The sequence below is a fragment of the Bacillus sp. LBA3-1-1.1 genome (genome assembly GCF_040676495.1).
Taxonomy (GTDB): Bacteria; Bacillota; Bacilli; order Bacillales; family Bacillaceae_G; genus Bacillus_A; species Bacillus_A nitratireducens.
Window position 1 is genome coordinate 54,119 of the sequence record NZ_JBEGIB010000024.1, and the last position, 24,341, is coordinate 78,459.

The window sequence follows — 24,341 nt, forward strand, 5'->3', positions numbered from 1 at the left end:
AAATTCCTTTCATATTATAGATTGTAAATATAAAACTCTTTGCTATTCTTTAACCAAATAATTCAATAATATAGCCTATCAGTCCTATATTTCTCTTACAATCTAAATACATGTGACAATAAAATACATAGTTAATTAAAGACCTACTATTTATTTTTCAAAACAGTAGCTTTACTCGTCTTTTGAATATAAAAATGAAGCATAATCCCAAAAGGTGTAGCCACCAAAGTAATAAGCTTACATGGGGACTCAATAAGAAATTTATAGTTTTTGATCATCAAGTTGCTAGATACATAATGTATAGATTCTCGAAATTTTTCTTTTAATGTAGGAGCATATTTCATAGCAACTTTTCTAAAGAATGAGAACCCTTGGGGGTTTTTTCTATATTGCTTAATAATGTTCATGCTAGATCCATCTGCTAAATACTCAACATGACAAAGAACTTTATTCATGATGAGTAAAGGCTGCTCTTGATCAATAAGAATATATTTATAACTTAAAGGACAGTACTTTTCGCCCGGAAATATTGGATATGGTGGGGTTTTTCGTGTTAACTCTGATCGATAAACTAACTTTTTATCACCTGTGACTTTATATTTCGCATGCAAATCTGTCAGTTTAGATTCCTTCACATGTTCCGGCATCATCGTTCCAATAACTTTTCCATTTAGATTAGCGTCTAATCCTATTATGCCAGCGTAATCATTACTTCCATACTCCTTCCAAAAACGAGTGATATTTTCAACGGCATCATCCGCCATATAATCATCAGAATCAATACAAACATTAAGTTCCGTATCAATTAATTCGTAAGCAGTATTATGTGCCCCGTGCATTCCCTGATTCTCTTGATAATGATACTGAATTGAGATACTGCCTTGGGAAATCCAATTTTCTATTAACTCTCTTGTGTCATCTGTAGATCCATCATCAATAATTAACCAAACAAAATCCTTACTTGTCTGTCGCTTTAAACTTTCATAACATAAATGCAGCGTGTAAGCACGGTTAAATGTAGGTGTAAAAATTGTAAGAGTAGGTTTCAATTTACATCTCTCCATCAATCATCTAATCTATTAAAATTCATTCCCTAATATTGTTAATATACTATTTAATACTAATCTATCAGGTCTTACATATTCATGGTAATATCTATAATTGTTAATCATCATTTGATATCTATAATTTTCATCATTTGATAAAGTATATATTTGATTTATACATTCTTCTGGTGTTTTAAAAACAAGATAATTTTGACCATCACGAAAATCACCTGGGACTTCATAATGTAATTCTTCTGTTACTATAGCCTTGCTTGCTGCAACATACTCTGCAAATTTCCAACCAATAGATTGATGTAATCCCATAGTTGCAATACAAATTGCAGATTCTTTTACCTTTCTTAGGTAATTATTCCGTTCAGTAGCTTTTCCGTCTTCTATAACAATATCTGCATAATTTTTATATGCAAATTCTGATGGTGCTACTCCTCCATAAAATTTATCTCCAAACTCTTTTCGACAAAGTCTAATGCATGTTGCTCGAAAATCATTAATATATGCACGTTCTTCCTTTTTATTCGAAGAAATTTGCCCTTCATAATCTCCATTTACATCCCATAACCTAGCCATAAAAAGAATTTTTGAATCTATTTCTTTATGAGGTATATCTTCAAAAGAATTAATACGATATAAACCATTGTAATATTGAGACAACGGAACCTTCCGTATTATTTTCTTAATTTTCTCCCTAAGTGGATCTTGAGGCATCGGTGAATGCGCAATATTTCCAGGTATTGTAACCATATAATTTAATCCAAGAGGATAAATTTTTTCCTTATGCCTTAACTTTGAATTATAAAAACTATTAAAACTTCGCTTAAAGTAAAAGTCGTATTTTTCTAACAACACATTCATAAACTCAACATAATCCTGATTTTTCTTAAGCAAATTATCATAACCATCATTAACATCATATAACACTCGAGTTTTCCCGTTGATTATAACTTCCATCATATTATAAGGTAATTGATCTTGATGATTCTTACTAAGTTTCTCTATCCTCAAGTCTATTACTCCTTGTTGAGCAAGTAGAACAAAACCTGCAGTTATATTATAGAGGTGCAGCGGAACTTCTCCTAGCCTAAGACAACATGAAACTCTTGACATCATTGTGCTCCTTTTTAATCCTTTAGACATTATTTAAAATATAGAAGTTACTATTAATTAAAGCGCTTGAAGATAAAAATTCTCAAGCCAAGTAGCCGATTCACTTATATCATATCCTTCTTTCTTGATATATCCTTCTACATCTTGCATACGTTTATTGACATCCAATATATCCTGCGCCCATATTTCAGGGGAGGTATTTATGCTTTCAAAACTCACTAGACCTGCTCCCATGTCTACTTCTTTAGTTATCGCATCCGAGATTACACAAGATAACCCAGCTCCTTGCGCTTCTATAAGAGTAACAGGCAATCCTTCATGGATGGATGGGAATGCAAATACATCAAAAGCTTGAAGTAAATGGTCGATATCGCTCCTTATGCCAAGAAACTTTACATTAGCCCCTAAATTTAATTCTTCCACTTTTTGTTCGATCTTTAACCGTAACGGACCATCCCCCACCAAAACAAGAACAGAATCTCTTCTAAGTTTAACTAACTGAGCAAACACTTCTATAAGGAATCCATGATTTTTTTGATGCGCAAACCTTCCTACATGCCCTACTACAAAGTTATCAACTGTAAGATTTAGTCCCTCTCTTATCTGTTTTCTAATTTCGGGGGAAAATGAAAACTTTTCAGGCTCAATTCCATTTTTTAAAATCGTGGCAGTATCTGTTTTACCTGCAAATAACCAGCGAGATGCCGCATCCGAGCATGCTAGAAGATGTGTCGCACTTCGTAATATATACTTCCCTGCATACCACTTATATACTTTCGCAGCAACTCCACCTTCACTGCTAGTATTGTGACTATGTGCGATACGAACTGGTATACCGGCTTTCTTAGCTGCACGTAACACAAATCCACTCATCTTATCCATGTGTGAGTGTACAATCTTATATTCTTGATGAGATTCAAAAAAATTATCTAAAGACTTTATGTATTCGTTATGACCACCATCAGTAATATATGGAATCCTGTGCACTTTCCCACCTAATTCTGATATTTCTGTATCGAAAACACCTTCCTTACAAGTAAGAAAATCAAACTGCACTTTATTTCGATCTATATTCCGGTACAAGTTCATAATAAGGGTTTCTGCACCACCACGGTTCATATTGACTACAACATGTAAGATTCTTAATGGACAATTCAATCTAACGCCTCCGTTCTACTCATAAACATGGTGTAAATATAGCTCTTTTCTTCTAATACTTTATTGACGGCATAATTATTTTTAATAATCTCACGACCAGACTCTCCGAATATGCCTTGTAAGCTACTATTTTCAGCAAGATATTTTATCTTTTCTGCCATTGTCTGTATGTCTTCACGACCTACTGTCCAACCATTTACACCATTTTGAATTAATTCTTTATGGCCCCTGTTCTCACTGGCTATAACAGGCAATCCGCAAGCCATCGCTTCCATAATATTAACTGGTAACCCCTCACGTAGACTGGATGCAACAGAAATATCACAAATAGGTAAAATTTTTGCAATATCATTCCTATAACCAAGGAAATCTATCATTTCAAATACACCCATTTGTTTAGCTAAATTTTTGCAATCATTTATCAAAAGACCATTCCCAGCCAATAGAAGCCTCGCATTGGGAACATGATCTTTTATTAAGGCCAATGAACGAATCAAAAACTGCTGATTTTTATTTTTATTAAACTCAGCCGCATAAAACATTAAAAAATCATCCGGTTTATAACCCATCTCAATCCTTAGACAATTCTTTTGAGCCTCACTAACTGGTTTAAAATATTCTGTGTCCACTCCCACCCCATGAATTTGTTCAATTTTAGGTACTTTAAACTTTCGCTGAACAGCCAAGTTATAATCTTCTTGGTTAATTGTAATGAGGCAATCTGTATAATTTGCTAGCATTTTTTCAATTGGATAATATAACAGCCAATTTGCAAGCGGGGCACCTTTACAAAAATGAAATCCATGCGCAGTATATAAAACTTTTGTTCCATGCTTTCTAGACTTTCTTGCTGCCAAACGTGCAACGGCTCCCCCCATCGGGGTATGGCAATGAATAATTTTATATTGATTTTCATCAATAATATCTTTCAGCTCTTTATAAGCCTTAATATTCTTAAATTGCAAAGGTGACCTTTGAATAGAAATGTCATACTTCTTATCCACATATGGAAGTTCTATGTTGCCAGCAGCAGCAACATGGACTTCCCAGCCTTGTTCTTTAAACCATTTCATATACGGCAAATGAAATGCTTTAAAGTGAAAGTCTACCGTCGCACAAAATAATACTTTATTTTCCATATATATATCACCCTACAATTGTTATATTGTAACTAACCACCTGTTCATACTTCATTCTCATTTCTCTACATAGTAAAACATAAGTCTAAGCATATATATGCAGATCAAAATCCATATTTACATCATATTTTGTGGAGTTATATGACTATTTGCCAATGTCAATACACGTTTTCTTAATTCCGTCTTCTCCAGATTCTTATAAGTTTGGAGAACTGATTCAATTTCGTTTATACAAAGGTTCGATGTTTTACCTATATAAATTTTAGGATGAATTTGTTGTTCATGTATTTCTTCTTTTTTCAATAGTTCTTCAAAGAGCTTCTCTCCAGGTCTTATTCCAGTAAACTCTATTTGTATTTCTTCTAGCGAATTTCCTGATAATGTAATTAAATTTTTCGCAAGATCTACTATTTTCACAGGATCTCCCATATCTAATACAAATATTTCTCCTCCTTTAGCTAATGCACCAGCCTGTATTACAAGCTTGGATGCCTCTGGAATTGTCATAAAGTAACGAATCATATCTGGATGTGTAACCGTAACTGGACCACCTTGCTTAATTTGTTTTTTAAACAACGGTATAACACTACCGCGGCTTCCTAATACATTACCAAATCTTACAGCCACAAACTTTGTATTACTTGTTTTGTCCAAGTTTTGAATTACCATTTCAGCAAGCCTTTTTGTTGCTCCCATTACACTTGTCGGATTCACAGCTTTATCTGTAGAAATCATTACAAACGTCTCGACCCCATTCCAGCTTGCCGCTTTTGCCACGTTTGTTGTCCCAATTAAATTGTTTTTGATAGCTTCTTCGGGGTTACGTTCCATCAATGGTACATGCTTATGTGCAGCGGCATGATAAACAACTTGAGGCTGATATTGACTCATTACTGACATCATTTTCAGATCATCCTGTACATCAGCAATTTCTGTGGTAACGACAATATCTGTGTCACCGTATAGCTCTTTCAATTCCATTTCGATAGAATAAATACTATTTTCACCATGACCTAATAAAATCAATTGTTTTGGGTTGAATTTTGCAATTTGACGACAAATTTCAGATCCAATTGAACCACCAGCACCAGTTACTAAAATAATTTTATTAGTAATAAATTCTGAAATACTTTCAATATCCAATTCAACAGGATCACGTCCTAATAAATCGTCTACTTGGACATCACGAAATTCATTCACTGAAACTTTTCCAGTCACTAAATCCTCTAGCATTGGAAGAATTTGTGTTTTTACTTTTGTCTTGGAACATTCTTGAAAAATCATATTTAATGCTTTCTTGCTAAGTGAGGGAATTGCTATTATGATGCTATCGATATCTAATTGCTGAACAGCAAATTCAATACGATCAATTCCTCCAACTACCGGTATTCCAAGAATATCCAAACCTTGTTTCTTTATATTATCATCTATAAATACCACAGGCAGTAATTCAGTATCATTACTATTCAAAAGTTGCCTTACAACCATTGTACCTGCAGAACCCGCACCAATAATTAGTGTTCTTTTTTTGTCGTCCCCTTTTTGAATATAAGCATCTCTGAACATCCGCCATAGAAAACGTGATCCTCCAATCAGTAAAATATGAATCATCCAAGTTACAACAAGAAGACGGAAATAAATATCTTGAACCAATATTTGTTGTACTACTGCTGTTGTGATAACAGAAAGTGTGATTGCTTTTAAAATAATTAGCAATTCCCCTACACTTGCATACTCCCATGCTTTTTTATAAAGCTTATAAATAAACGAAAAAATATGATGGCTAAGTAGCAGCGTCATTGCACTCACTACGATGGGAAATTTTATGACATTGAAATCAGCACTTACCAAGAAGCGACTAAAGAAAACCGTAGTTAATACGATTAAGGAATCAATTAAAATTAATAAGGATAATCTCTGACGATATGTCATAATAGGCCCCCCTCTCTAAATTTTATATATATAACAAAAGGAAATCCTCATAATTGTTATCTTAGAATTAAAAGATTTATATATTGAATATGTCTAGCTAAACATATAGACAAGGAAAATAATCAATAACCAACTAATACAAAGTTCCTATCTACAAAATCCTTTAGAAAGACTTTCTAGACAAGAACCTCAAATAAGTTTGGGCATCTAACCCTCCCTCACACCACACTCTTGACGACTAACGTCTAAGGTTCTTCAACCCACAGTATGATCGAGTGTCTCCATTGATAGTGGTAAGGAGACATCACCGTACCCTATAATTTTTTATAGGTGGTCTTTCATTCTCTACTATAAAACATATGAAAAGCTTCTCATCCTTACGTCACCCATTAGGAAAGCGCTGTATTATCATTTTATGTATAATCAATTCTAATAAATCTCTTATACTTTTTTATTTAGAATAGCCCCTACAAGCTTTCCTTTTGTTAAATCTAAGGCCCTATTCGCTTCAACAACTGCTTCACTAGCAGTTTGATAGCAACTTAACACCAATAATACCCCATCACATTGACTAGCTAGTATATTTGTATCTATAACCTCAAGAAGGGGCGGAGAATCAAATAAAATAATGTCATACTGCTCTACGGCTTTGCTAATTAAGTTTTGCATAGATGGTAAACTAAGCATCTCAGCTGGATTATTAACTTCGGGACCACTTGTCAATATATGTACATTTTTGATTTCTGTCTGCATTACCACTTTTTCTAATGCTGATTTTCCCTCCAAAATATTTGTTAATCCAGATTTATTTTCCATCCCAAAAATCGCATGTAGTTCCGGAGTTCGCAAATCCGCATCAACAACTAAGACTTTTTCATCTCGCTGAGCCATAGAAACCGCCAAATTTGCCACAGTGGTGGTTTTACCTTCTCCATATCCAGGAGAAGTAATAATTATAGTTCTTGTTTTGTCCGTGCCGATTGCAAATTGAAGGTTAGTACGAATTGTTCGATATTCCTCAGCCATCTTCGATTTCGGAGCGATATGAGCAATTAAATGACTATTATCAAGGATACGGCTTTGCTTTTTATTATGAATCAAATGTTTTCCCCTCCACTATTACACTTTCTCTCTTACTTGTTTTATCTACTATATTATTTTTCTTCATTTGAGAAACACTTCCTAAAACGGGAACCGGTAATAATTTTTCAATGTTACGTTCCGATTTAATTGTTTCATCAAGAGAATCCAATACAAAGACTACTCCGATACTCAGTATAAGACCGGCAGCCAAGGCCATCTCAATCGCTTTTGCATGATTCAAGTTTATCGGTAAAGGATGCTCTTGTACTTTTGCTTCTGTTAAGATGCGGACATTCGAAAAATTTAGGATAGCATTGGCTTCTTCTTTATAAACATTTGCTGTAGCATTGGCAATTTTGGCTGCCTGGGCTGGATTAGTATCCACAGCCGTAATAACAAAAACCTGTGACTCTTCAATCTTTCCAACACTGACCTGTCCGTTCAATGCATCTGCTGATTTTTGCGAATTTAATTGCTGGGCCACTTTCTCTAAAACAATAGGTTCCTTTATCATCACTTTAAGTGTAGCTATAGCATCGGCATTAGCTGGAATGAGGATTCTTGCAGAAGACGCATATAAAGGCGTTTTCATGAAAATGCTATATATACCACCAATACATGCCGCTAATATCGTAATTACTGCAATAATCCAAAATTTTCTTTTTATAACATTAAATAATTTTTTTAAGTCTATTTCCTTTTCCATGTTTCCCCTCCATTACTGTCTATTTGATTAATAAAAAAGCAAATCGTAGGTAAATTAAATCGTATAACCTAAGTTAATTTTGATTATACGGAACATAACTTACTAAATCATAAACAGGATGAATTTTCTGAGTATATATTTTATTCAGAAAATATATACCTTTTTTTCATTAATCTTAATATACTCGATATTCATTTTAGTTCTTGATAATGAACCCGTCAATATAAATTTATACATCAAATCTATCGATTACCTTAGTATATTTAATTCAATTATCCTTATATAAATTCAAAAATAACGGAGTTAGTATAGTCATATGGACACAACTTAGTTAAGTCCTTACAATGGATTTCAAGGAGGCAGTGTCCGGGTGACAAACAAGAAATTTAATGAAGAGTTTAAAAAATGGTGGTTGAATTATATCATTCGGGACAATCTGTAAAAGCATTAAGCAGCAAGTATGGCGTATCAGAAGTAACCATTTACAACTGAATTAAATAATGTTCTACAAGTATGATGACCGAAAAAAGAAATATCATTAAAAGGTTAATCCCCAAAACAGATTTTCCTTAACTTTTTACCAAGTATATTGACTCTAATTCATAAAAATTTAGCATCCTTTTCTAAAAAAAGACTTCATTTCTAATGAAATAGAAGTCTTTTTTGTGTCGTTAAAACTTAATTATAAACCATTTCGCTTTCTACTAACTTTTTCATATAGTCTAATAGCTCTTTTCTTAGGTTTTCATGTTGCAGTGCCATTTCAACAGTTGTTTGAATAAATCCAAGCTTTTCTCCAACATCATAGCGTATCCCTTCAAAGTCATAAGCAAACACACGTTGGATTTCATTTAAACGCTGAATTGCATCTGTTAACTGAATTTCTCCACCTGCTCCAGTTTGTTGATCTTCTAGGAACATAAATATTTCTGGCGTTAATACGTACCGTCCCATAATTGCTAAATTAGATGGTGCTGTTCCTTTAGCAGGTTTTTCCACAAATTTACTCACTTGATAACTACGATCCTTTTTCTCTAATGGATCAATAATGCCATAACGGTGTGTTTCATTTTCTGGAACCGTTTGAACACCGATTACTGATGATTTTGTTACCTCATATTGATCCATTAATTGACGTAAGCATGGCGTTTCAGCTTGAACAATATCATCGCCAAGTAATACAGCAAATGGTTCATTCCCAATGAATTTACGTGCACACCATACAGCATGTCCTAGACCTTTAGGCTCCTTTTGACGAATATAATGAATATTGATTTTCGAAGACTCTTGTACCTTCTCAAGAATTTCATGCTTTCCTTTTGATAATAGGTTCTGTTCTAATTCAAAAGAATGATCAAAATGATCTTCAATTGCGCGTTTTCCTTTTCCCGTTACAATAATAATATCTTCAATTCCAGACTCAATTGCTTCTTCCACAATATACTGAATTGTTGGTTTATCAACAATTGGTAGCATTTCTTTCGGCATAGCCTTTGTCGCCGGTAAAAAACGAGTTCCTAATCCTGCAGCCGGAATAATGGCTTTTCTTACCTTTTTCAATGAAAATCCTCCTAGTAATCTAAAACGTATTTATATAAATCATAAATCTAACCACTAATAAAAAGAAATAGAGAATTTAATTACACTCCTATATAAAATAAATTATCTATATATTTTCTGTTTTAATTTTATGATGTCTACCTATTCATATTTCACACGTTATTATTCTATGACTAAAGATATTACTAATACAACATCAATAAAATATTATATCGATATCTCTGTTAATGCCTTCTTATTCTGTTTTATTTTTTTGTACTTGCTCTTCTAAAATATTTTCCCACTTGTCACCAACGACATTAAAAGTATACCTCTCAACATTCTTTTTAGCCTTGTGACCATATTCTTTTCTTAATTCTTCAGATCCTATTAAAGTCATTAATGAATTAGCAAGATCATCAATATTTCCTTCTTCTACAAGCAATCCGTCTTCTTTATTTTTAATTATTTCAACAGGACCTGTACAAGCAAAACTTACACAAGGAACCCCTACTGACATGGCTTCAATGATACCCCCCCAAAAGGTTCCTATCTGGAACTTAAAACATAAATTGATGAATTAAGCATCTCACCAATAATATCATTCGTCTTTGGCATTAGAAAAATATTATTATAAGCTTTATGATCAAAAATCTGTTGTCGAAGAAGTTGTTCATCTTCTCACGAACCAAACATTCCCAACTTCCAATCCGGATATTTCTCTATAACTTTAGAAAAAACAGGAACTAAAAGATCGAAATCTTTCTGAGGTACATATCTACCTGCAGCAATCACTACCTTTTTATCCAATCCAGCTGTTTTCTCAGGGATTGCTGTAGCATTTTCTGCTTTATATAACTTTACCCGAGTTCCTTCTAATAGTAATTGATAGTCATTAATTTCTGAATCTGTCAAACAAGTTAACAATCTAATTCCCCATGATATTGACTCAAATCCACATTAAAAATTTCACTTGTTATATTAAATATTGATTCCTTTAAATAAAATCAAATGTACCGTATGTAATTACCTTTTTCATACTTCATTGTCCCCTGTGAAATATTCCCTTTATAATTGATTAAAGAAAGGAAATTAAAACAGAGATTTCCCCGCATCATGAAATCATAAAAGCCCCTGTAAACCTAAACAAATTTACATATAATTTACATCAGGTTCGCATAAAATTCACAATAGTGATTATCGCATACTTTTCATTTACAAACTATTACCATTAATACGCAGTTTTTGTCATATGCACTCTAGGGAAACGTTTTCTTCATTAGTTCTACAAAGTTCTATTTATCTTCTTCAACTACAAAAAAATCAGGAAGAAAACATCCTCTTCCTGATTTTTACTACTTTTATACGTTTTTGAACCTTATCGTAATGCACGACGTGGTAATTTATCGATGTTTTCTAACATGATACCTGTACCAACAGCAACACATTGCATTGGGTTTTCAGCAATTAATACTGGTAATTTTAACTCTTCTGCTAGAAGCATGTCGATACCGTGTAATAAAGCTCCACCGCCTGTTAGAATAACACCACGGTCAATAATGTCCGCAGATAGTTCTGGTGGTGTGCGCTCTAGTACGCCTTTTGCAGCTTGTACAATGATAGCCGCTTCTTCTTGTAGTGCTTCTGTAATTTCTTCAGAGCATACTGTAATTGTACGTGGTAAACCAGTTACCATGTCACGTCCGCGAATTTCAAGCTCTTCACTACGTGCACCTGGGAATACTGTACCAACTTTAATTTTAATATTTTCTGAAGTACGTTCTCCAATCAATAGCTTATACTTACGTTTAACGTAGTTTAAGATCTCCATATCAAACTTATCGCCAGCCATTTTGATAGAGGAAGAGGTAACAATATCACCCATAGAAAGTACGGCAATATCTGTTGTACCTCCACCAATATCAACAACCATGTTTCCGCTTGGCTGGAAGATTTCCATACCAGCACCAACTGCGGCTACTTTTGGTTCTTCTTCTAAAAATACTGTTTTACCACCTGAACGTTCAGCAGCCTCACGAATTGCTTTTTTTTCTACAGATGTGATATTTGTTGGACAGCAAATTAAAATGCGAGGTTTTGAAAAGAAGCTCTTCACGTCCAATTTGTTAATGAAATACTTTAACATTGCTTCTGTAATTTCGAAATCTGCGATTACACCATCTTTAAGCGGACGAATTGCCACAATATTACCAGGTGTACGTCCCACCATACTTCTTGCTTCTTCACCTACTGCTAATACTTTTCCACTATTACGATCAATTGCCACAACAGATGGCTCATTTAATACAACACCCTTACCTTTAACATGAATTAATACGTTAGCCGTACCTAGGTCAATTCCGATATCTCGCGCAAACATTCCCGTCTTTTCCTCCTCGATATTCAAAATCAGGTTACACCCGAATTCTTTTACACCTAATTTCTGATTTTATCATAAATTTAACAGAAACGTAATATTCGCAAAAAGAATTTTTCTGAAAAACATTACCGAATCTGTAAGGAATGTTTGCTGTTTTGCATTTATTGACGTACAGGCTTTTCTATATCTTCTTTTCTATACTTCTGCTTTGTTGCTTCTCCCCCTCTTAAATGACGAATAGACTTATGATAATCAAGAATTTCTTTCACTTCATTTGCGAGCTCTGGATTAATTTCTGGCAAACGTTCTGTTAAATCTTTATGGACTGTACTCTTTGATACCCCAAACTCCTTTGCAATTACACGCACTGTCTTTCTTGTCTCCACGATATACTTGCCAATCTTGATAGTTCTCTCTTTGATGTAATCGTGCACACCACTCGCCTCCCTAAATTGGATGTGAGAAGTGTGAAATGAGACTCGCTGCATACGACTATGAAGTAAATGTGAGTGCTGTTTGTAAGCGTTAAACATTCTTGGATTTATAATGAAATGATTCACGATTTCTCACCTCAAACACTCTCTTTGCATTGGTTTATACCATTGTATTGCCCGCACTACTGATATATGCTACATGTTCACTATTTTTGCGGACTAAGTTAAGAAAAATTACGTTTTTTTGTGAGAAATACGTTAAAGATGACAATTATAGCGAAAAAAAGTGACACCTCTTTATAAAAGGTGTCACTCTTCTCGGTCACAATCTTCTTTCAACAACTGATGGTGGGGAACTTCTTTCTTACCGGCAATATAATAATATAAAGCGAATAAAACAAACAATAAAATAATAGCAATCGACAGAACAGATAAAAATGACACAGTATCCCCTCCCTTTTGTAATATATATTCGAGAATCTCGTCATTTTTCCTTGTTATTGCAACTTTTTTCTCGAAATTGATTATTTTTATATGAAAGTGAAAAAATCAGCTCTCCTAATGAGAACTGATTTTTTCACTTTATTATTCTTGTGAAGAAGAACCGTTAGATGATTCTGTAGAACCATTCGTTGATTTTTCTTCTTTTTGAGACTTCTCATCTTGTTTGCCATTCGTTTCTTTATCACTAGTCGAACCGCTTGTTGATTTCTCTTCTTTTTGAGACTTATCTTCTGTTTTACTTTCTGGTTTCGTGCTTGTTGACTTTTCTTCTTTTTGAGATTTGTCATCAGCTTTTTTACCAGAAGCATTTGTCGCCTTTGCAGCACCTGCATCAGCTTTAATTTCTGCTACTGATTTATTTAAATAACGCTCAGGATTCACAGCCACATTGTCTTTACGTACTTCAAAGTGAACGTAAGAACCTGCATCTTTATTCATTGCACTTAGACCTGATTTCCCTAACACTTCACCTTGCGCAACTCTTGCACCTTTTTCTACTTTCACACTGCCTAAGCTTTGATAAGATGCTGCTACACCATTTCCACTATCTACTGTTACAACATAACCAAGAAGTGAATCTTTTTCAGCTTTCGTTACTGTACCACTTAAAGCAGCTGTCACATCAAATTCTTTTCCGTTCTTCGCAGCAATGTCGATTCCTTTATTAGGGGAATATGTGTTGTTATAAAAGACAAGTGCTTTTTCTTGTTCCGCCTCTGATGCTGCATCTTCATAGAATTTCTTCTGTACTACTACTTCTGCATTTGCTGCAGCTGGCATTTTCACTACTTCTGAAGACTTTGTTACTGGTACTGCTGGATCTTCCGTTTGTGTATACGGTGTTGCTTGATCTTGGTTCGGAGCTTTCTTCGGATTAGCTCCTTGGAACCATAGCGCAACCATTAAGATTACCGCTGCACAAGCAATATATAGTGCCGGAAACACCCATCTTCTTTGAAATAAATGTACTACTTTTTGCGACTTTTTATTATTTCTTCCTCGCATTCCATCATCACCTCAGCAATCATTTTGAACAATATTCAATCATCCTATACAACCTATAACTAATTACTTTTCGACAAAATCTGTAAAAATATGTATAGGAATTGCAAAATTTCCGAGGAAATGATAGAAAAAGGAAAAAACTGAGCGTTTCAGCTCAGTTTTTAGTCCATTTGTTTCTTTCTATAAATGAAGAGCGTAATAACAAGTACTGCAACTAACCAAATAGTTATGTTCAATAAATTACTAGTAATTGCACTAAAACCTTCACCTTTTATAACACTACTAACCGCAAGACCGATATGACGAGTTGGTAAATAATCGATTATTTTTGTAACGACTTCATTCTTCACAAACATTCCAATTAAATCACCGAAAAGAAATGTCATTAATATTGGTAATCCAATTGTTGATGTTTGCGGAACATTTTGAGCTAATAATCCAATACAAGTACCAATGAGGTTAAATATTAGCATTCCAAGAACGAAGATAAGTAATAATAATGCAAGATTACCTTCTAATTTACCTAAAATAAGTAGATTAATAAAACAAATTGCAACTGTAATCATACCTGTTAATGAACTTTTACCAATTAATACTTCAATAGATGATGCTGGTGATAGCATAAGAACTCGAAGCGTATTTTTTTCCTTTTCTTCAGCGATAAGCATCGCCTGTACAAAGCCTCCAACCATAACTAGCGCCATCGCAGTTAACGTACTTGCTCCAATTTCTCTCATATTATCTGAGCGACTAAATAATACCGAAAAGACAAGTGGCATTACCAACATAATTAAAGTTTGTGAATTCGTTTTAAAATCCTGTACCTCTTTCCGAAAAATTGCTGAAAATCGTCTCATTGAAAATGTCATTATAGTCCCCTCCCAGTAACTTCAATAAAGATATCGCCTAACGTTGGTTCATGTGAATGAATAGATAGTAATTCTCCTTTTTTCATCCATTCTGAAATACGTTTTGCTCCTAATTCATCTTTTTTCACAATTTCTTTCTTCTTATCTGTTAACACAACTTGTATTTGATCTTTCGCGTATTGCAAGCGAAGATTTTCCGGTGTATCAAGCGCTACTATTTCTCCGCCGCACAGAAAGGCAATGCGGTTACAAAGTGTTTCTGCTTCGTCCATGTTGTGCGTTGTTAAGAAAATCGTTGTTCCTTCTTTATTTAAGTCTTTTAAGATTTTATGAATGTTTTGTACGTTTACTGGATCAAGTGCAGATGTTGGTTCATCTAAGAAAAGGATATCTGGTTTATGAAGAATTGCTCTTGCTAATGTGACGCGCTGCTTCATTCCCTTTGATAATTTTTTCACCTGTGTTTTTTTATCATCTAATAAGTTCACTTGCGCTAGCACTTCATCAATTCGTTCTTTTTTACAATCGTATAGGTCACAAAATAGTAGTAAGTTATCATAAATGCTAAGTCTTTCATATACGCCGCTATTGTCTGTTAAAATACCGATTCGTTTGTAATCGATGCTGCTTGGTCCTGTAATGTCTTTACCTAATACTCTTACAGTTCCAACGCTATGAAGCAATTGAGATGTTAATATTTTTACTGTTGTCGTTTTCCCAGATCCACTCGGTCCGAGGAATCCAAAGATTTCTCCTTGCTTCACCTCAATATTTACATTTCGAAGGGCCGTTTTTCCATCAAAACTTTTCATTACATCTTTCATTTCAATTGCCAATGTCATTTCGTCATCCCCTTTGTTTTTCTTTTTATAGATGAAAGTCGCCTTAGCGCTTTTCGTTTGTTTGTTTCGCTTTTCTTGACTCAATCATATGAAAAACAAAGGGTTTATGCAGTAAAATACCGGTAAAAGGAGTATTTTTACCGGTGAATGAATCGTATTTTGAGCTTATTGGAGTATTTTCATAGCCCAATTACACCTTTTAACTCATCCATTCGTCCTTTTGAAAGCGGGATTGAACTTTTTCTTTCGTCATCCAAAATTAAACTAAAACTATTGCGTGTCCAAGTAATCACTTCTCGTACTCTTTGTAAATTGACGAGGTACGAGCGATGACATCTAAAGAATCCGAATCCTGTTAATCTCACTTCTAGTTCACTTAATGTTAATGCGCATACGAAATCTCCTTCGCGCACATGAATATGTGTCACTCCGTTTTGCGTTTCAATGAAATGAATCTCCATCGGATCCAGTAAAATGATTTTATCGTTCACTTTCGCTGGGATTCTTTCAAGTTTCATTTGCGGAATCATTTGAACTACTTTTTCTTCATCGACTTCTTCAGCTTCTTCTTGCTCTATTTCTACCTTTTTCACACCATCGTTGTTTAATATGTATACATCTTCCGTCAGCGAAAGTGCATCTGATAAAAAGGAGGACGTAATGAAGATTGCCTTTCCTTGTTCTTTCATTTTCATAATCGCTTTTCGAATAATAATCGTACTCTCTGTATCTACATTTTGCTCTGGCTCTTCTAAAATAACTAAATCCGGATTATGAATCATAACTCGCCCAAGATGAAGACGGCGTTTCTCTGAAAATGACAATTTTTCTATTTTAACGTTCAACTTATCTAGGAGACCGACATATTGTACTACTTCTTCCATACTCATATGTGATTCATAAAGCCCTAATATAAACTTGAAGTACTCCTTCACCTTCAAACGGTCGTATGCTTCATCTTTCAAAAAACAAAAACCGATGCGGGAATATACTTTCTTTCCAATCGGCTCCTCTTCAAATAACACACTGCCCGAAGAAGCCTCTTCTTCTCCGATAATAATCCGGTGCAACACTTTAGCTGTATGATTATTACACTGCAAAACAACACATTGTCCTTTTTCAACCTTCAATTCAACTGCCGGTAACTGGTTCGTCTTCCCTAATTGTTTCAACTCCAATAACGCCATTCTGTATCCCCCAAGTGTTTTTTTATCCTATTATACCAAACAATTAATGGAAAATTATGATATTTAATACAATGTTTTTATACTGTATCAACAAAGAAGGCTATCCATCAGGATAGCCTTCTTCTCTATTTCTGCTCCACCATATAAGTCTTGAGCTGATCACGAAGTGCTCTTTTTAGAAATTTCCCTACAGATGTTTTCGGAATTTCATTTACGAATAAAATATCATCTGGCATCCACCATTTCGGGAATTCGGCTTCTAGCAAAGAATACAGCTCTTCTCTTTCTACTGCTTGTCCTTCTTTTAATACGACGCAAGCAACAGGACGTTCTTGCCATTTTTCATGTGGAACTGCCACGACAGATGCTTCTAATACGCTATCGTGTGACATTAAAGCATTTTCTAAATCTACTGAAGAGATCCACTCACCGCCGCTTTTAATTAAGTCTTTCGTGCGATCAGCAATTTTAATAAATCCTTCCGAATCAACTGTAACGATATCGCCTGTATGGAGCCAACCATCTTTCATCGATTCCTCTGTACGCTCATCTTTATAATAGCTACCAGCGATCCATGGGCCTCTTAGGCAAAGTTCTCCCATTTCTTCCCCGTCCCACTTAATTTCACCGTCTTGTCCAATCACTTTCATTTCTAGCCCAGGGAATAAATATCCTTGGCGAGAGCGCAAGTTATAATATTCTTCTTTCGGTAAATCACGTTGATATGATTTCGGACAATTAATTACAACAGCAGGACTCGTTTCTGTCATTCCATATATTTGTCTAAATGCAATTTCATATTTCTCTTCATACGTACGAATCATACTTTGCGGAGCTGCTGATCCACCTGACCATATCGTTTTTACGCTACTAATATCATATGGATGCTTCTCAAGTTCTTGTAATAAGCCAATCCAAATTGTCGGCACGCCAGCTGTAATTGTTACTTTCTCACTTTCAATTAACTCCGCTAAAATTTTTGGTGTGAAATGCGGTCCTGGTAATACGAGTTTTGTCCCAAACCATGTACTCGCAAACGGTAATCCCCATGCATTAACATGGAACATTGGAACGACAGGCATACAAGTGTCTACTTCTGATATGTTCCCGCCATCTGCAAGTCCAAGTGTATAACTATGGAGCGCAATACTACGGTGTGTGTAAACTACACCTTTCGGTTTTCCTGTTGTAGCTGATGTGTAGCACATACCGGCTGGTTCTTTTTCATCTAAATCTTTTACAAACGGAAATGTCTCATCGCCTTCTTCGAGTAATTGGTCATAATGATATGCTGGTGATAGTGTTGTGTGAGGTAGTTTATGATCGTCTGTCATAATAATAAAGGCTTCTATATGCGGGATTTCGTGTTGAATACTCTCTAATATAGGTACCATATCTTCATCGACAAGAATGATTTTATCTTCTGCATGATTAATAATATATGAAATGTGATCAGCGGAAAGCCTTAAATTAATCGTATGTAGCACCGCTCCGATTCCTGGAATCGCAAAGTATGCTTCCAAATGCCTATGATGGTTCCAAGCAATTGTCCCTACTTTATCCCCTTGTTCAATTCCCATTTTCGTTAATACACTAGCAAGCCTTCTCGTCCGCTTTGCAATTTCTCCGTATGTTAATGTATGAATACGCGATGCAGTCCGTGAAACAACTTCCTTTTTCGAAAAATATTTCTCCGCTCGTTCCATCATGGACGGAATGAGAAGTGGTACATCCATCATCATTTTTCATTACCCCCTGTTGTTATATTTTATATATTCACATAACTGTATTATAACACGCAGTATGTAGGGTAACTTCCATTTATTTCTACAAATAATGACAAAAAGGACGTTCCGAAATTGAACTTCTGACTAAAGCTATTTTCTTCTTTGTTACGATTGCAATGCTAATCGAATTTATATCAACGCAAATTGAATTATATCGACGTTTCGACAAGGAACATCGACTTAACTGCAAAATACGAAAAAAATAACCTACCTACCAACAAAAGAAAACCGTCCCAACTACCATTTGGGACGGCCTCTTTTTCACCCTACTTCTTCACCATCAATTTTCCTTCATAATCATTCATCGTCTTTATTTCAACGCCTTTATAATAATGAGCGACGATATCTGTATATTTCTTACCTTCCGCTGCCATGCCATTCGCTCCGTATTGGCTCATGCCAACGCCATGACCGAATCCTTTCGTTGTAACGACGATTTTATCCCCCTGTTGTTTCCACGTGAAGTCAGACGAGCGTAAATCTAATTTTTCACGTACTTCTTTTCCTGTTAATGTTTTTCCTTGAAACGCTACATCTTTTACTCGTTTGCCTTCTGTAAGGTCTTTAATATCGCCGACTTTTCCGTCCGCTAGTACTTTCACACCGAGACGTTTTTGAAAGTCAGCTACTGTAAATGTTTGCTCGCTCGTAAATTTTGGAGATGCTTGATCCCACGGACTATCTACGCTTTTCAGGTACGGATAATCATTCCCCCAATAATCAGCTGCATTTTCTGTCCGGCCATTACTCGTTGAGAAGAAAGAAGCTGAAATTGGTTTTCCATCATATGTTAAAACTTGTCCTGCGGTTTTCGAAACGGCTTCCTCGATTTTCTTCAAATTATTTTCGTAGTTATTACCCCATTGTTTCTTCAATTCTTCTTTGCTTTTATACACTTGATCTTTCACCGTATCTGTCACGTCCGCATTGTTTTTCTTACCTCCGCTTAGCATACGCTGGACTACAAATGTTCTCGCTGCTAATGCCTGCGCCTTTAGCGCCTCTATTTCAAAGCTGGCATTCATCTCAGAAGCTACTACACCGGTCACATACTCCTCCATAGGTAATGTGTCTACCTTCTTCTGTCGATCGCGATATACAGCAACCTGAACCGCTGTATCCACTTTCCCTGGAGCTGGTATGCTTTCTATCGCTGGAGGAGTTTTAGAAGCTGCTTCTTCCCCTACTTTTGCTTTCGCAAACGGAATGACAAGAGCAGCAGGTACAATGATGACGAGCGCTATTAAAAGCGCTACCGTAATGAAAAGTGGCTTTGAAAATTTCATCCTATTCCCCCAATATAAAGTTGGCTTCCTTTCATTCTTATGGAACTATGGAATCTTTTAGAACATACTTGGGGGTATCGATATAAAGTGAAACTTTAATGAGGTGAAGTTGTACTGATCACAAATAGCGAAATAAAACGAAAATTTTCTAAATATTTTTACTGAGACGTGCATAAGTATAGAATTTCTTGACTATAACAGTAATAGTAAAAAAAATAGCCCCTATGTCAAAAGACATAGAGACTATTTCAATTAAGCGTGAAGATCAGAAACTTCTTGTTCTTTCACTTCTTCTACTTTTTCGTTTACACGTTCAATAGTTGCACCTAATGCAGCTAATTTCTTATGGAAGTTTACATAGCCACGGTCAAGATGTTTTAACTCTGTTACACGAGTATAACCTTCTGATACTAAACCAGCTAAAATTAATGCTGCTGCTGCACGTAAATCAGTCGCGCCTACTTCAGCACCTTGTAAGCTGTTTGGACCGTTCATAATTACAGAACGACCTTCAATTTTAATATCAGCATTCATACGACGGAATTCTTCAACGTGCATAAAGCGGTTTTCGAATACCGTTTCAGTAATCATGCTTGTTCCTTCAGCTTGTAATAATAATGCCATCATTTGTGATTGCATGTCTGTTGGGAAACCTGGGTGAGGCATAGTTTTAATATCAACCGCTTTTAACTTATCTGGGCCGATAACACGTATACCTTCATTTTCCTCAACAATTTTAACACCCATTTCTTCCATTTTCGCTGTAATTGAGCGTAAATGTTCAGGTACAGCATTTTCAATTAAGACGTCTCCACCAGTAATTGCTGCTGCAACCATGAATGTTCCTGCTTCAATACGGTCAGGAATAATAGGGTGGTTTGCGCCATATAATTTATCAACGCCTTCGATACGAATCGTTCCAGTTCCAGCTCCGCGTACTTTCGCTCCCATCGCATTTAAGAAGTTAGCTAAGTCAACGATTTCTGGTTCTTTCGCTGCGTTTTCAAGGACTGTTGTCCCTTTTGCTAATGTCGCTGCAGACATAATGTTTTCTGTCGCGCCTACGCTTGGGAAGTCTAAATAAATTTTAGCTCCTTTTAGTTCTCCCTCTACGTACGCCTCAACAAAACCGTTACCAACTTTTACTTTTGCTCCCATTGCTTCGAAGCCTTTTAAATGTTGGTCGATTGGACGTGAACCAATTGCACATCCACCAGGAAGTGCAATACGAGCACGACCGTTACGTGCTAATAATGGGCCCATTACTTGGACAGATGCACGCATTTTACGTACATACTCAAATGGTGCTTCAATGTTTAATTCTTTAGAAGAATCGATTGTTACTTGGTTATTTTCAAATACGACTTCAGCATTTAAATGACGTAATACCTCGTTAATTGTGTATACATCAGACAAAACTGGTACTTCAGATAGTACATTCTTTCCATCACTCGCTAATAGGGCTGCAGCGATTATAGGTAATACAGCATTTTTTGCGCCCTCAACACGCACTGTGCCGTTCAACCGCTTTCCGCCACGGACGATGATCTTTTCCAAATTATTCCCCTCCGTGTCCTTTTTTCAGTATCTATTCACTCAATACTCAGAAGTTATGATCGGTGTGCCAACCACAATTGTATCTTTGTTGTCTGTAGAACGTATTGCTATTTGCACATTTATTTTCTCTCTATTTATCGAAAGAGCGTCATTCCACTTTTTATTATATGCGGAGACTGACACAAATGCTCTTTCTTCTGTCTGTTCGATCGCTCTTGCTGAAAGATCTTTCAAAACCTGATTGGTTTTATTTTGCAAAACACCTTCAATCTTATCATTCAATACACCTTGAACACAAGTATAAATTGTAGGTTTTCCGTTAAAAATTTTATTCATTTTCTGAACGTACTTCGGGTCCCATTTCGCCCCGCTTACCTCAAATATAATGAAAGTGTTTTCTTTAGTATTTTCCTTAGTCCAAGTTACTACTACTCGTTCTTCATATGAAGAAGATTTTTTATAGGATGTAGCTTTATATCCATCTGGAGATTGTTCTAATTCCCAACTTTCGATATTTGCGTTTTCCTTCACATCGTTTAACAATTTTTGAAACGTATGTATATTAGAAATTGTTTTTGTTTCTCGCGCTAACCATGACCACCGCTCTACTTTTGCATCATTCTTCTCTAAAGTTGCGATCATGCTCTCCATCTTCTGTTCATCGCTTATAGGTTTCATCTCTCTATATCCAACCAAAAATAAAACAACACTCAAGACAACGATAAGAATGGCTTTAAGCTTCAATTTCATCCCCTCCTATCCCCATTGTTAACGGAGATATGAGGTTCTATACACTTACTTTACTAAATACGTTAAACTCTTTGAATAGCCTAAATAATCAAGGAAAAAGTTACTGACAGATGTCCCAATCGCAATCGTAACTAGGATGAGTAATACTCTCGTCTGTATCACTTTCCCAGACTTCATTAAACGCTCAATGTGAATACCTTGCAAGGCCCACCACGTAATAGTAATAAACAATAAATGCGAAACAATGGCAATCAGTGCTTGTTGCCCTAAAAGTTGTGCCAAAAAATCGACCCCTTTTTACTTGGCTACTACTTACGCAAAATGTAAAAACGATACCATAATAAGTAGGAGCCACACTTTTTCAAACGCGAATAGGCTTCTTACATTTCAAATCGTAAGTTCCTCTCAAAAAACATATACTTATATACATTTCCGTTTGCTGTTACTCCAAAATAAAAAGCGCAGAGTACGGACTCTACACCCTTTATTTTCACTATTGTACCACGTTACCCAAGAAGAAGAAATCCTTCATTAATGGAAAATATTCATAAAAGAAATTGTAACCAATCATCGGCATAATCCCTAGTATTACAATCGAAATTGCACAAAAACTCATGACAATCTTTATATTTAACGGTAACCGAAGCCTCTCTTCTGTCTCTCCAGTGCGGAAAAACATTTGCTGTAATATCCGAAAGTAATATACGAATGAAACAACTGTTGTCCCCATCATAATAGAAGCTAATACGTAATGAGCAGGTTCAACATGGAGTGCCCCTAAAAAGATGTTAATTTTCCCGATGAAACCAGCTGTCCCCGGTATTCCAGCTAACGATAAAATAAAGATTGTCATCACTATAGCTGTAAATGGAGATCGCTTGTATAATCCTGTAAAAATCGTCATATTTTCCTTATCATTTTGTAAGATTAATCCGTGGATGATTGCAAATGCTCCTATATTCATAAGCATATATGCAAGCATATAAAACCACATACTATCCATCGTGAACTGTGATAGCGCCACAAGAGGCACGAGCAAATACCCAGCATGCGCGATACCTGAATAGGCAAATAGACGTTTTACGTTGTATTGCTTTAATGCTACTACATTCCCAATAATCATCGTAATACTAGCTAGCACAGCAATGTATATACTCATACGCCCGTACAAAGATTGTGCGTCCCCTTGGATTGCCACGCCTGCAAACACCATAAGAAACAAACGCGTAATGAGTAGAAAACCAGCAATTTTAGAAATCGTTCCGAGAAAAGCAGTGACAGGTGTAGCCGCTCCCTCATACACATCCGGTGCCCACATATGAAATGGAACTGTTGCAATTTTGAATGAGAGTCCAACAAGTAAAAGTAGAAATGCGAGAGCTAACAATAATTGAATACCCCCGGCCAATCCTTGCGTAAATGCCTGTTGCATTTCCACTATGTTGGTCGATCCTGTAATACCGTATAAATAACTCATTCCAAAGAGCGTAATTGCTGTTCCAATTCCTCCGTTAATGACGTATTTCATTGCCGCCTCATTCGATGCGCGGTTTCTTTTTCGGATTCCTACAAGAATGTAGGAAGAAAGCGACAGCAATTCTAAACCGACGAATAGTGTGATGAAATCAACGCTCGAAGCCATGAACATCGCTCCAAGAAGCGCCATTAACATTAAGTAATAATATTCTCCCTTATCTTGAATAGGATCCTTTTCATCATCGCTCATTGCCATACATAAGACGAGAGCTGCCCCGATTAATAACAATGTTTTAAACCCTTTTGAAAATCCATCTAACACAAACGATCCATTTAAAATATCTCCCGCCGGTTCACTATATAGCGTAATTAATGACACGGCCGCTAATACGACGGCTGCGATTGCACCAATCGCAACGTGCCTATGGTTCAGCTTAAAAAACAAATCACATATGGAAAGAAGGATGGCTGCCCCAAGAATAATGAATTCCGGCACCATCAGATGCCACGACAAGCTAAGTAACGTATTCATATCC

The 24,341-nt window shown here is 35.7% G+C and carries 23 protein-coding genes and 1 pseudogene; 1 reads left to right on the plus strand and 23 read right to left on the minus strand.

The genetic code is table 11. The features are described from left to right. Window positions 1-146: 146 nt before the first annotated feature. The 7 genes from MRBLBA3_RS18990 to MRBLBA3_RS19020 all read right to left on the minus strand — a co-directional run bounded on the left by MRBLBA3_RS18990 (window position 147) and on the right by MRBLBA3_RS19020 (window position 8,189). On the minus strand, window positions 147-1,049 hold the full coding sequence (locus MRBLBA3_RS18990) for a glycosyltransferase family A protein (protein WP_097808703.1): 903 nt from the start codon (window positions 1,047-1,049) through the stop codon (window positions 147-149). A gap of 30 nt (window positions 1,050-1,079) precedes the next feature. After that, on the minus strand, window positions 1,080-2,171 hold the full coding sequence (locus MRBLBA3_RS18995) for a glycosyltransferase family 1 protein (protein ID WP_363382969.1): 1,092 nt from the start codon (window positions 2,169-2,171) through the stop codon (window positions 1,080-1,082). A gap of 57 nt (window positions 2,172-2,228) precedes the next feature. Continuing rightward, window positions 2,229-3,329 carry a glycosyltransferase family 1 protein gene (locus MRBLBA3_RS19000; protein WP_328024135.1) on the minus strand — a complete coding sequence of 367 codons (1,101 nt, stop codon included), beginning with the start codon at window positions 3,327-3,329 and terminating at the stop codon, window positions 2,229-2,231. Continuing rightward, complete coding sequence (locus MRBLBA3_RS19005; RefSeq protein ID WP_212088623.1) at window positions 3,326-4,468, minus strand: glycosyltransferase family 4 protein; 1,143 nt, start codon at window positions 4,466-4,468, stop codon at window positions 3,326-3,328. The genes MRBLBA3_RS19000 and MRBLBA3_RS19005 overlap by 4 nt, the downstream gene beginning before the upstream one ends. A 117-nt stretch (window positions 4,469-4,585) precedes the next feature. After that, window positions 4,586-6,400, minus strand: coding sequence for a polysaccharide biosynthesis protein (locus MRBLBA3_RS19010; RefSeq protein WP_088008367.1), 1,815 nt, complete (start codon window positions 6,398-6,400; stop codon window positions 4,586-4,588). Between the two features lie 441 nt (window positions 6,401-6,841). Next, window positions 6,842-7,501, minus strand: coding sequence for a CpsD/CapB family tyrosine-protein kinase (locus MRBLBA3_RS19015; protein WP_000581658.1), 660 nt, complete (start codon window positions 7,499-7,501; stop codon window positions 6,842-6,844). Further along, window positions 7,491-8,189, minus strand: a complete 699-nt coding sequence (locus MRBLBA3_RS19020; protein ID WP_088008365.1) for a YveK family protein — start codon at window positions 8,187-8,189, stop codon at window positions 7,491-7,493. Before MRBLBA3_RS19020 ends, MRBLBA3_RS19015 begins: the two co-directional genes overlap by 11 nt. Before the next feature lie 370 nt (window positions 8,190-8,559). On the opposite strand from MRBLBA3_RS19020, the pseudogene MRBLBA3_RS19025 reads away from it, so the two are divergent. After that, window positions 8,560-8,675 (plus strand): annotated as a pseudogene (locus tag MRBLBA3_RS19025) (IS3 family transposase); the annotation flags it as partial. A 192-nt stretch (window positions 8,676-8,867) separates the two neighbouring features. Here the strand turns inward: MRBLBA3_RS19025 and galU are convergent. The 16 genes from galU to nuoN form a co-directional block, all read right to left on the minus strand. Continuing rightward, window positions 8,868-9,749 (minus strand): UTP--glucose-1-phosphate uridylyltransferase GalU, encoded by an 882-nt coding sequence (gene galU / locus MRBLBA3_RS19030; protein WP_000757802.1) that lies wholly within the window; start codon window positions 9,747-9,749, stop codon window positions 8,868-8,870. A 235-nt stretch (window positions 9,750-9,984) separates the two neighbouring features. After that, complete coding sequence (locus MRBLBA3_RS19035) at window positions 9,985-10,248, minus strand: glycosyltransferase (protein ID WP_016130951.1); 264 nt, start codon at window positions 10,246-10,248, stop codon at window positions 9,985-9,987. A 161-nt stretch (window positions 10,249-10,409) separates the two neighbouring features. Beyond that, on the minus strand, window positions 10,410-10,655 hold the full coding sequence (locus MRBLBA3_RS19040; protein WP_002094341.1) for a hypothetical protein: 246 nt from the start codon (window positions 10,653-10,655) through the stop codon (window positions 10,410-10,412). Between the two features lie 451 nt (window positions 10,656-11,106). Continuing rightward, window positions 11,107-12,108, minus strand: a complete 1,002-nt coding sequence (locus tag MRBLBA3_RS19045; protein ID WP_212088631.1) for a rod shape-determining protein — start codon at window positions 12,106-12,108, stop codon at window positions 11,107-11,109. A gap of 161 nt (window positions 12,109-12,269) precedes the next feature. Continuing rightward, entirely contained in the window at window positions 12,270-12,542 is a 273-nt protein-coding gene (gene spoIIID / locus MRBLBA3_RS19050; protein ID WP_000544010.1) for a sporulation transcriptional regulator SpoIIID, read from the minus strand. A gap of 309 nt (window positions 12,543-12,851) precedes the next feature. Then, complete coding sequence (locus MRBLBA3_RS19055) at window positions 12,852-12,986, minus strand: hypothetical protein (protein ID WP_044738197.1); 135 nt, start codon at window positions 12,984-12,986, stop codon at window positions 12,852-12,854. Window positions 12,987-13,127: 141 nt separating this feature from the next. Next, window positions 13,128-14,051 carry a M23 family metallopeptidase gene (locus MRBLBA3_RS19060; protein WP_363382974.1) on the minus strand — a complete coding sequence of 308 codons (924 nt, stop codon included), beginning with the start codon at window positions 14,049-14,051 and terminating at the stop codon, window positions 13,128-13,130. Between the two features lie 161 nt (window positions 14,052-14,212). Then, window positions 14,213-14,920, minus strand: coding sequence for an ABC transporter permease (locus tag MRBLBA3_RS19065; protein WP_363382976.1), 708 nt, complete (start codon window positions 14,918-14,920; stop codon window positions 14,213-14,215). Continuing rightward, entirely contained in the window at window positions 14,920-15,762 is an 843-nt protein-coding gene (locus tag MRBLBA3_RS19070) for an ABC transporter ATP-binding protein (protein WP_090813731.1), read from the minus strand. Before MRBLBA3_RS19070 ends, MRBLBA3_RS19065 begins: the two co-directional genes overlap by 1 nt. Window positions 15,763-15,941: 179 nt before the next feature. Then, window positions 15,942-16,949: a LytTR family transcriptional regulator DNA-binding domain-containing protein gene (locus MRBLBA3_RS19075; protein ID WP_090813730.1), complete on the minus strand. Its 1,008-nt coding sequence runs from the start codon at window positions 16,947-16,949 to the stop codon at window positions 15,942-15,944. A 125-nt stretch (window positions 16,950-17,074) separates the two neighbouring features. Further along, window positions 17,075-18,691, minus strand: coding sequence for a long-chain fatty acid--CoA ligase (locus MRBLBA3_RS19080; RefSeq protein WP_363382980.1), 1,617 nt, complete (start codon window positions 18,689-18,691; stop codon window positions 17,075-17,077). A gap of 311 nt (window positions 18,692-19,002) precedes the next feature. Continuing rightward, the gene (gene spoIID, locus MRBLBA3_RS19085; RefSeq protein ID WP_090813728.1) at window positions 19,003-20,022 is read right to left on the minus strand and encodes a stage II sporulation protein D; all 1,020 of its coding nucleotides are present in this window, start codon (window positions 20,020-20,022) and stop codon (window positions 19,003-19,005) included. A gap of 252 nt (window positions 20,023-20,274) precedes the next feature. Further along, window positions 20,275-21,579, minus strand: coding sequence for a UDP-N-acetylglucosamine 1-carboxyvinyltransferase (gene murA, locus MRBLBA3_RS19090; protein ID WP_000411272.1), 1,305 nt, complete (start codon window positions 21,577-21,579; stop codon window positions 20,275-20,277). Window positions 21,580-21,618: 39 nt separating this feature from the next. Next, on the minus strand, window positions 21,619-22,323 hold the full coding sequence (locus MRBLBA3_RS19095) for a YwmB family TATA-box binding protein (protein WP_412674934.1): 705 nt from the start codon (window positions 22,321-22,323) through the stop codon (window positions 21,619-21,621). A gap of 51 nt (window positions 22,324-22,374) precedes the next feature. Next, complete coding sequence (locus MRBLBA3_RS19100; RefSeq protein WP_000057887.1) at window positions 22,375-22,611, minus strand: DUF1146 family protein; 237 nt, start codon at window positions 22,609-22,611, stop codon at window positions 22,375-22,377. 211 nt (window positions 22,612-22,822) lie between these two features. After that, a complete protein-coding gene (gene nuoN / locus MRBLBA3_RS19105) occupies window positions 22,823-24,337 on the minus strand; it encodes an NADH-quinone oxidoreductase subunit NuoN (protein WP_338022597.1) in 1,515 nt (504 codons plus the stop codon). Between the last annotated feature and the right edge of the window lie 4 nt (window positions 24,338-24,341).

Bases quoted from the DNA above. Each gene is read 5' to 3' on its own strand.
- MRBLBA3_RS18995 (WP_363382969.1), bottom strand. From the start codon at position 2,171: ATGTCAAGAGTTTCATGTTGTCTTAGGCTAGGAGAAGTTCCGCTGCAC.
- MRBLBA3_RS19005 (WP_212088623.1), bottom strand. From the start codon at position 4,468: ATGGAAAATAAAGTATTATTTTGTGCGACGGTAGACTTTCACTTTAAA.
- MRBLBA3_RS19010 (WP_088008367.1), bottom strand. From the start codon at position 6,400: ATGACATATCGTCAGAGATTATCCTTATTAATTTTAATTGATTCCTTA.
- MRBLBA3_RS19020 (WP_088008365.1), bottom strand. From the start codon at position 8,189: ATGGAAAAGGAAATAGACTTAAAAAAATTATTTAATGTTATAAAAAGA.
- MRBLBA3_RS19035 (WP_016130951.1), bottom strand. From the start codon at position 10,248: ATGTCAGTAGGGGTTCCTTGTGTAAGTTTTGCTTGTACAGGTCCTGTT.
- MRBLBA3_RS19045 (WP_212088631.1), bottom strand. From the start codon at position 12,108: ATGTTTGCGCGAGATATCGGAATTGACCTAGGTACGGCTAACGTATTA.
- MRBLBA3_RS19060 (WP_363382974.1), bottom strand. From the start codon at position 14,051: ATGCGAGGAAGAAATAATAAAAAGTCGCAAAAAGTAGTACATTTATTT.
- MRBLBA3_RS19065 (WP_363382976.1), bottom strand. From the start codon at position 14,920: ATGACATTTTCAATGAGACGATTTTCAGCAATTTTTCGGAAAGAGGTA.
- MRBLBA3_RS19070 (WP_090813731.1), bottom strand. From the start codon at position 15,762: ATGACATTGGCAATTGAAATGAAAGATGTAATGAAAAGTTTTGATGGA.
- MRBLBA3_RS19075 (WP_090813730.1), bottom strand. From the start codon at position 16,949: ATGGCGTTATTGGAGTTGAAACAATTAGGGAAGACGAACCAGTTACCG.
- MRBLBA3_RS19080 (WP_363382980.1), bottom strand. From the start codon at position 18,691: ATGATGATGGATGTACCACTTCTCATTCCGTCCATGATGGAACGAGCG.
- spoIID (WP_090813728.1), bottom strand. From the start codon at position 20,022: ATGAAATTTTCAAAGCCACTTTTCATTACGGTAGCGCTTTTAATAGCG.
- nuoN (WP_338022597.1), bottom strand. From the start codon at position 24,337: ATGAATACGTTACTTAGCTTGTCGTGGCATCTGATGGTGCCGGAATTC.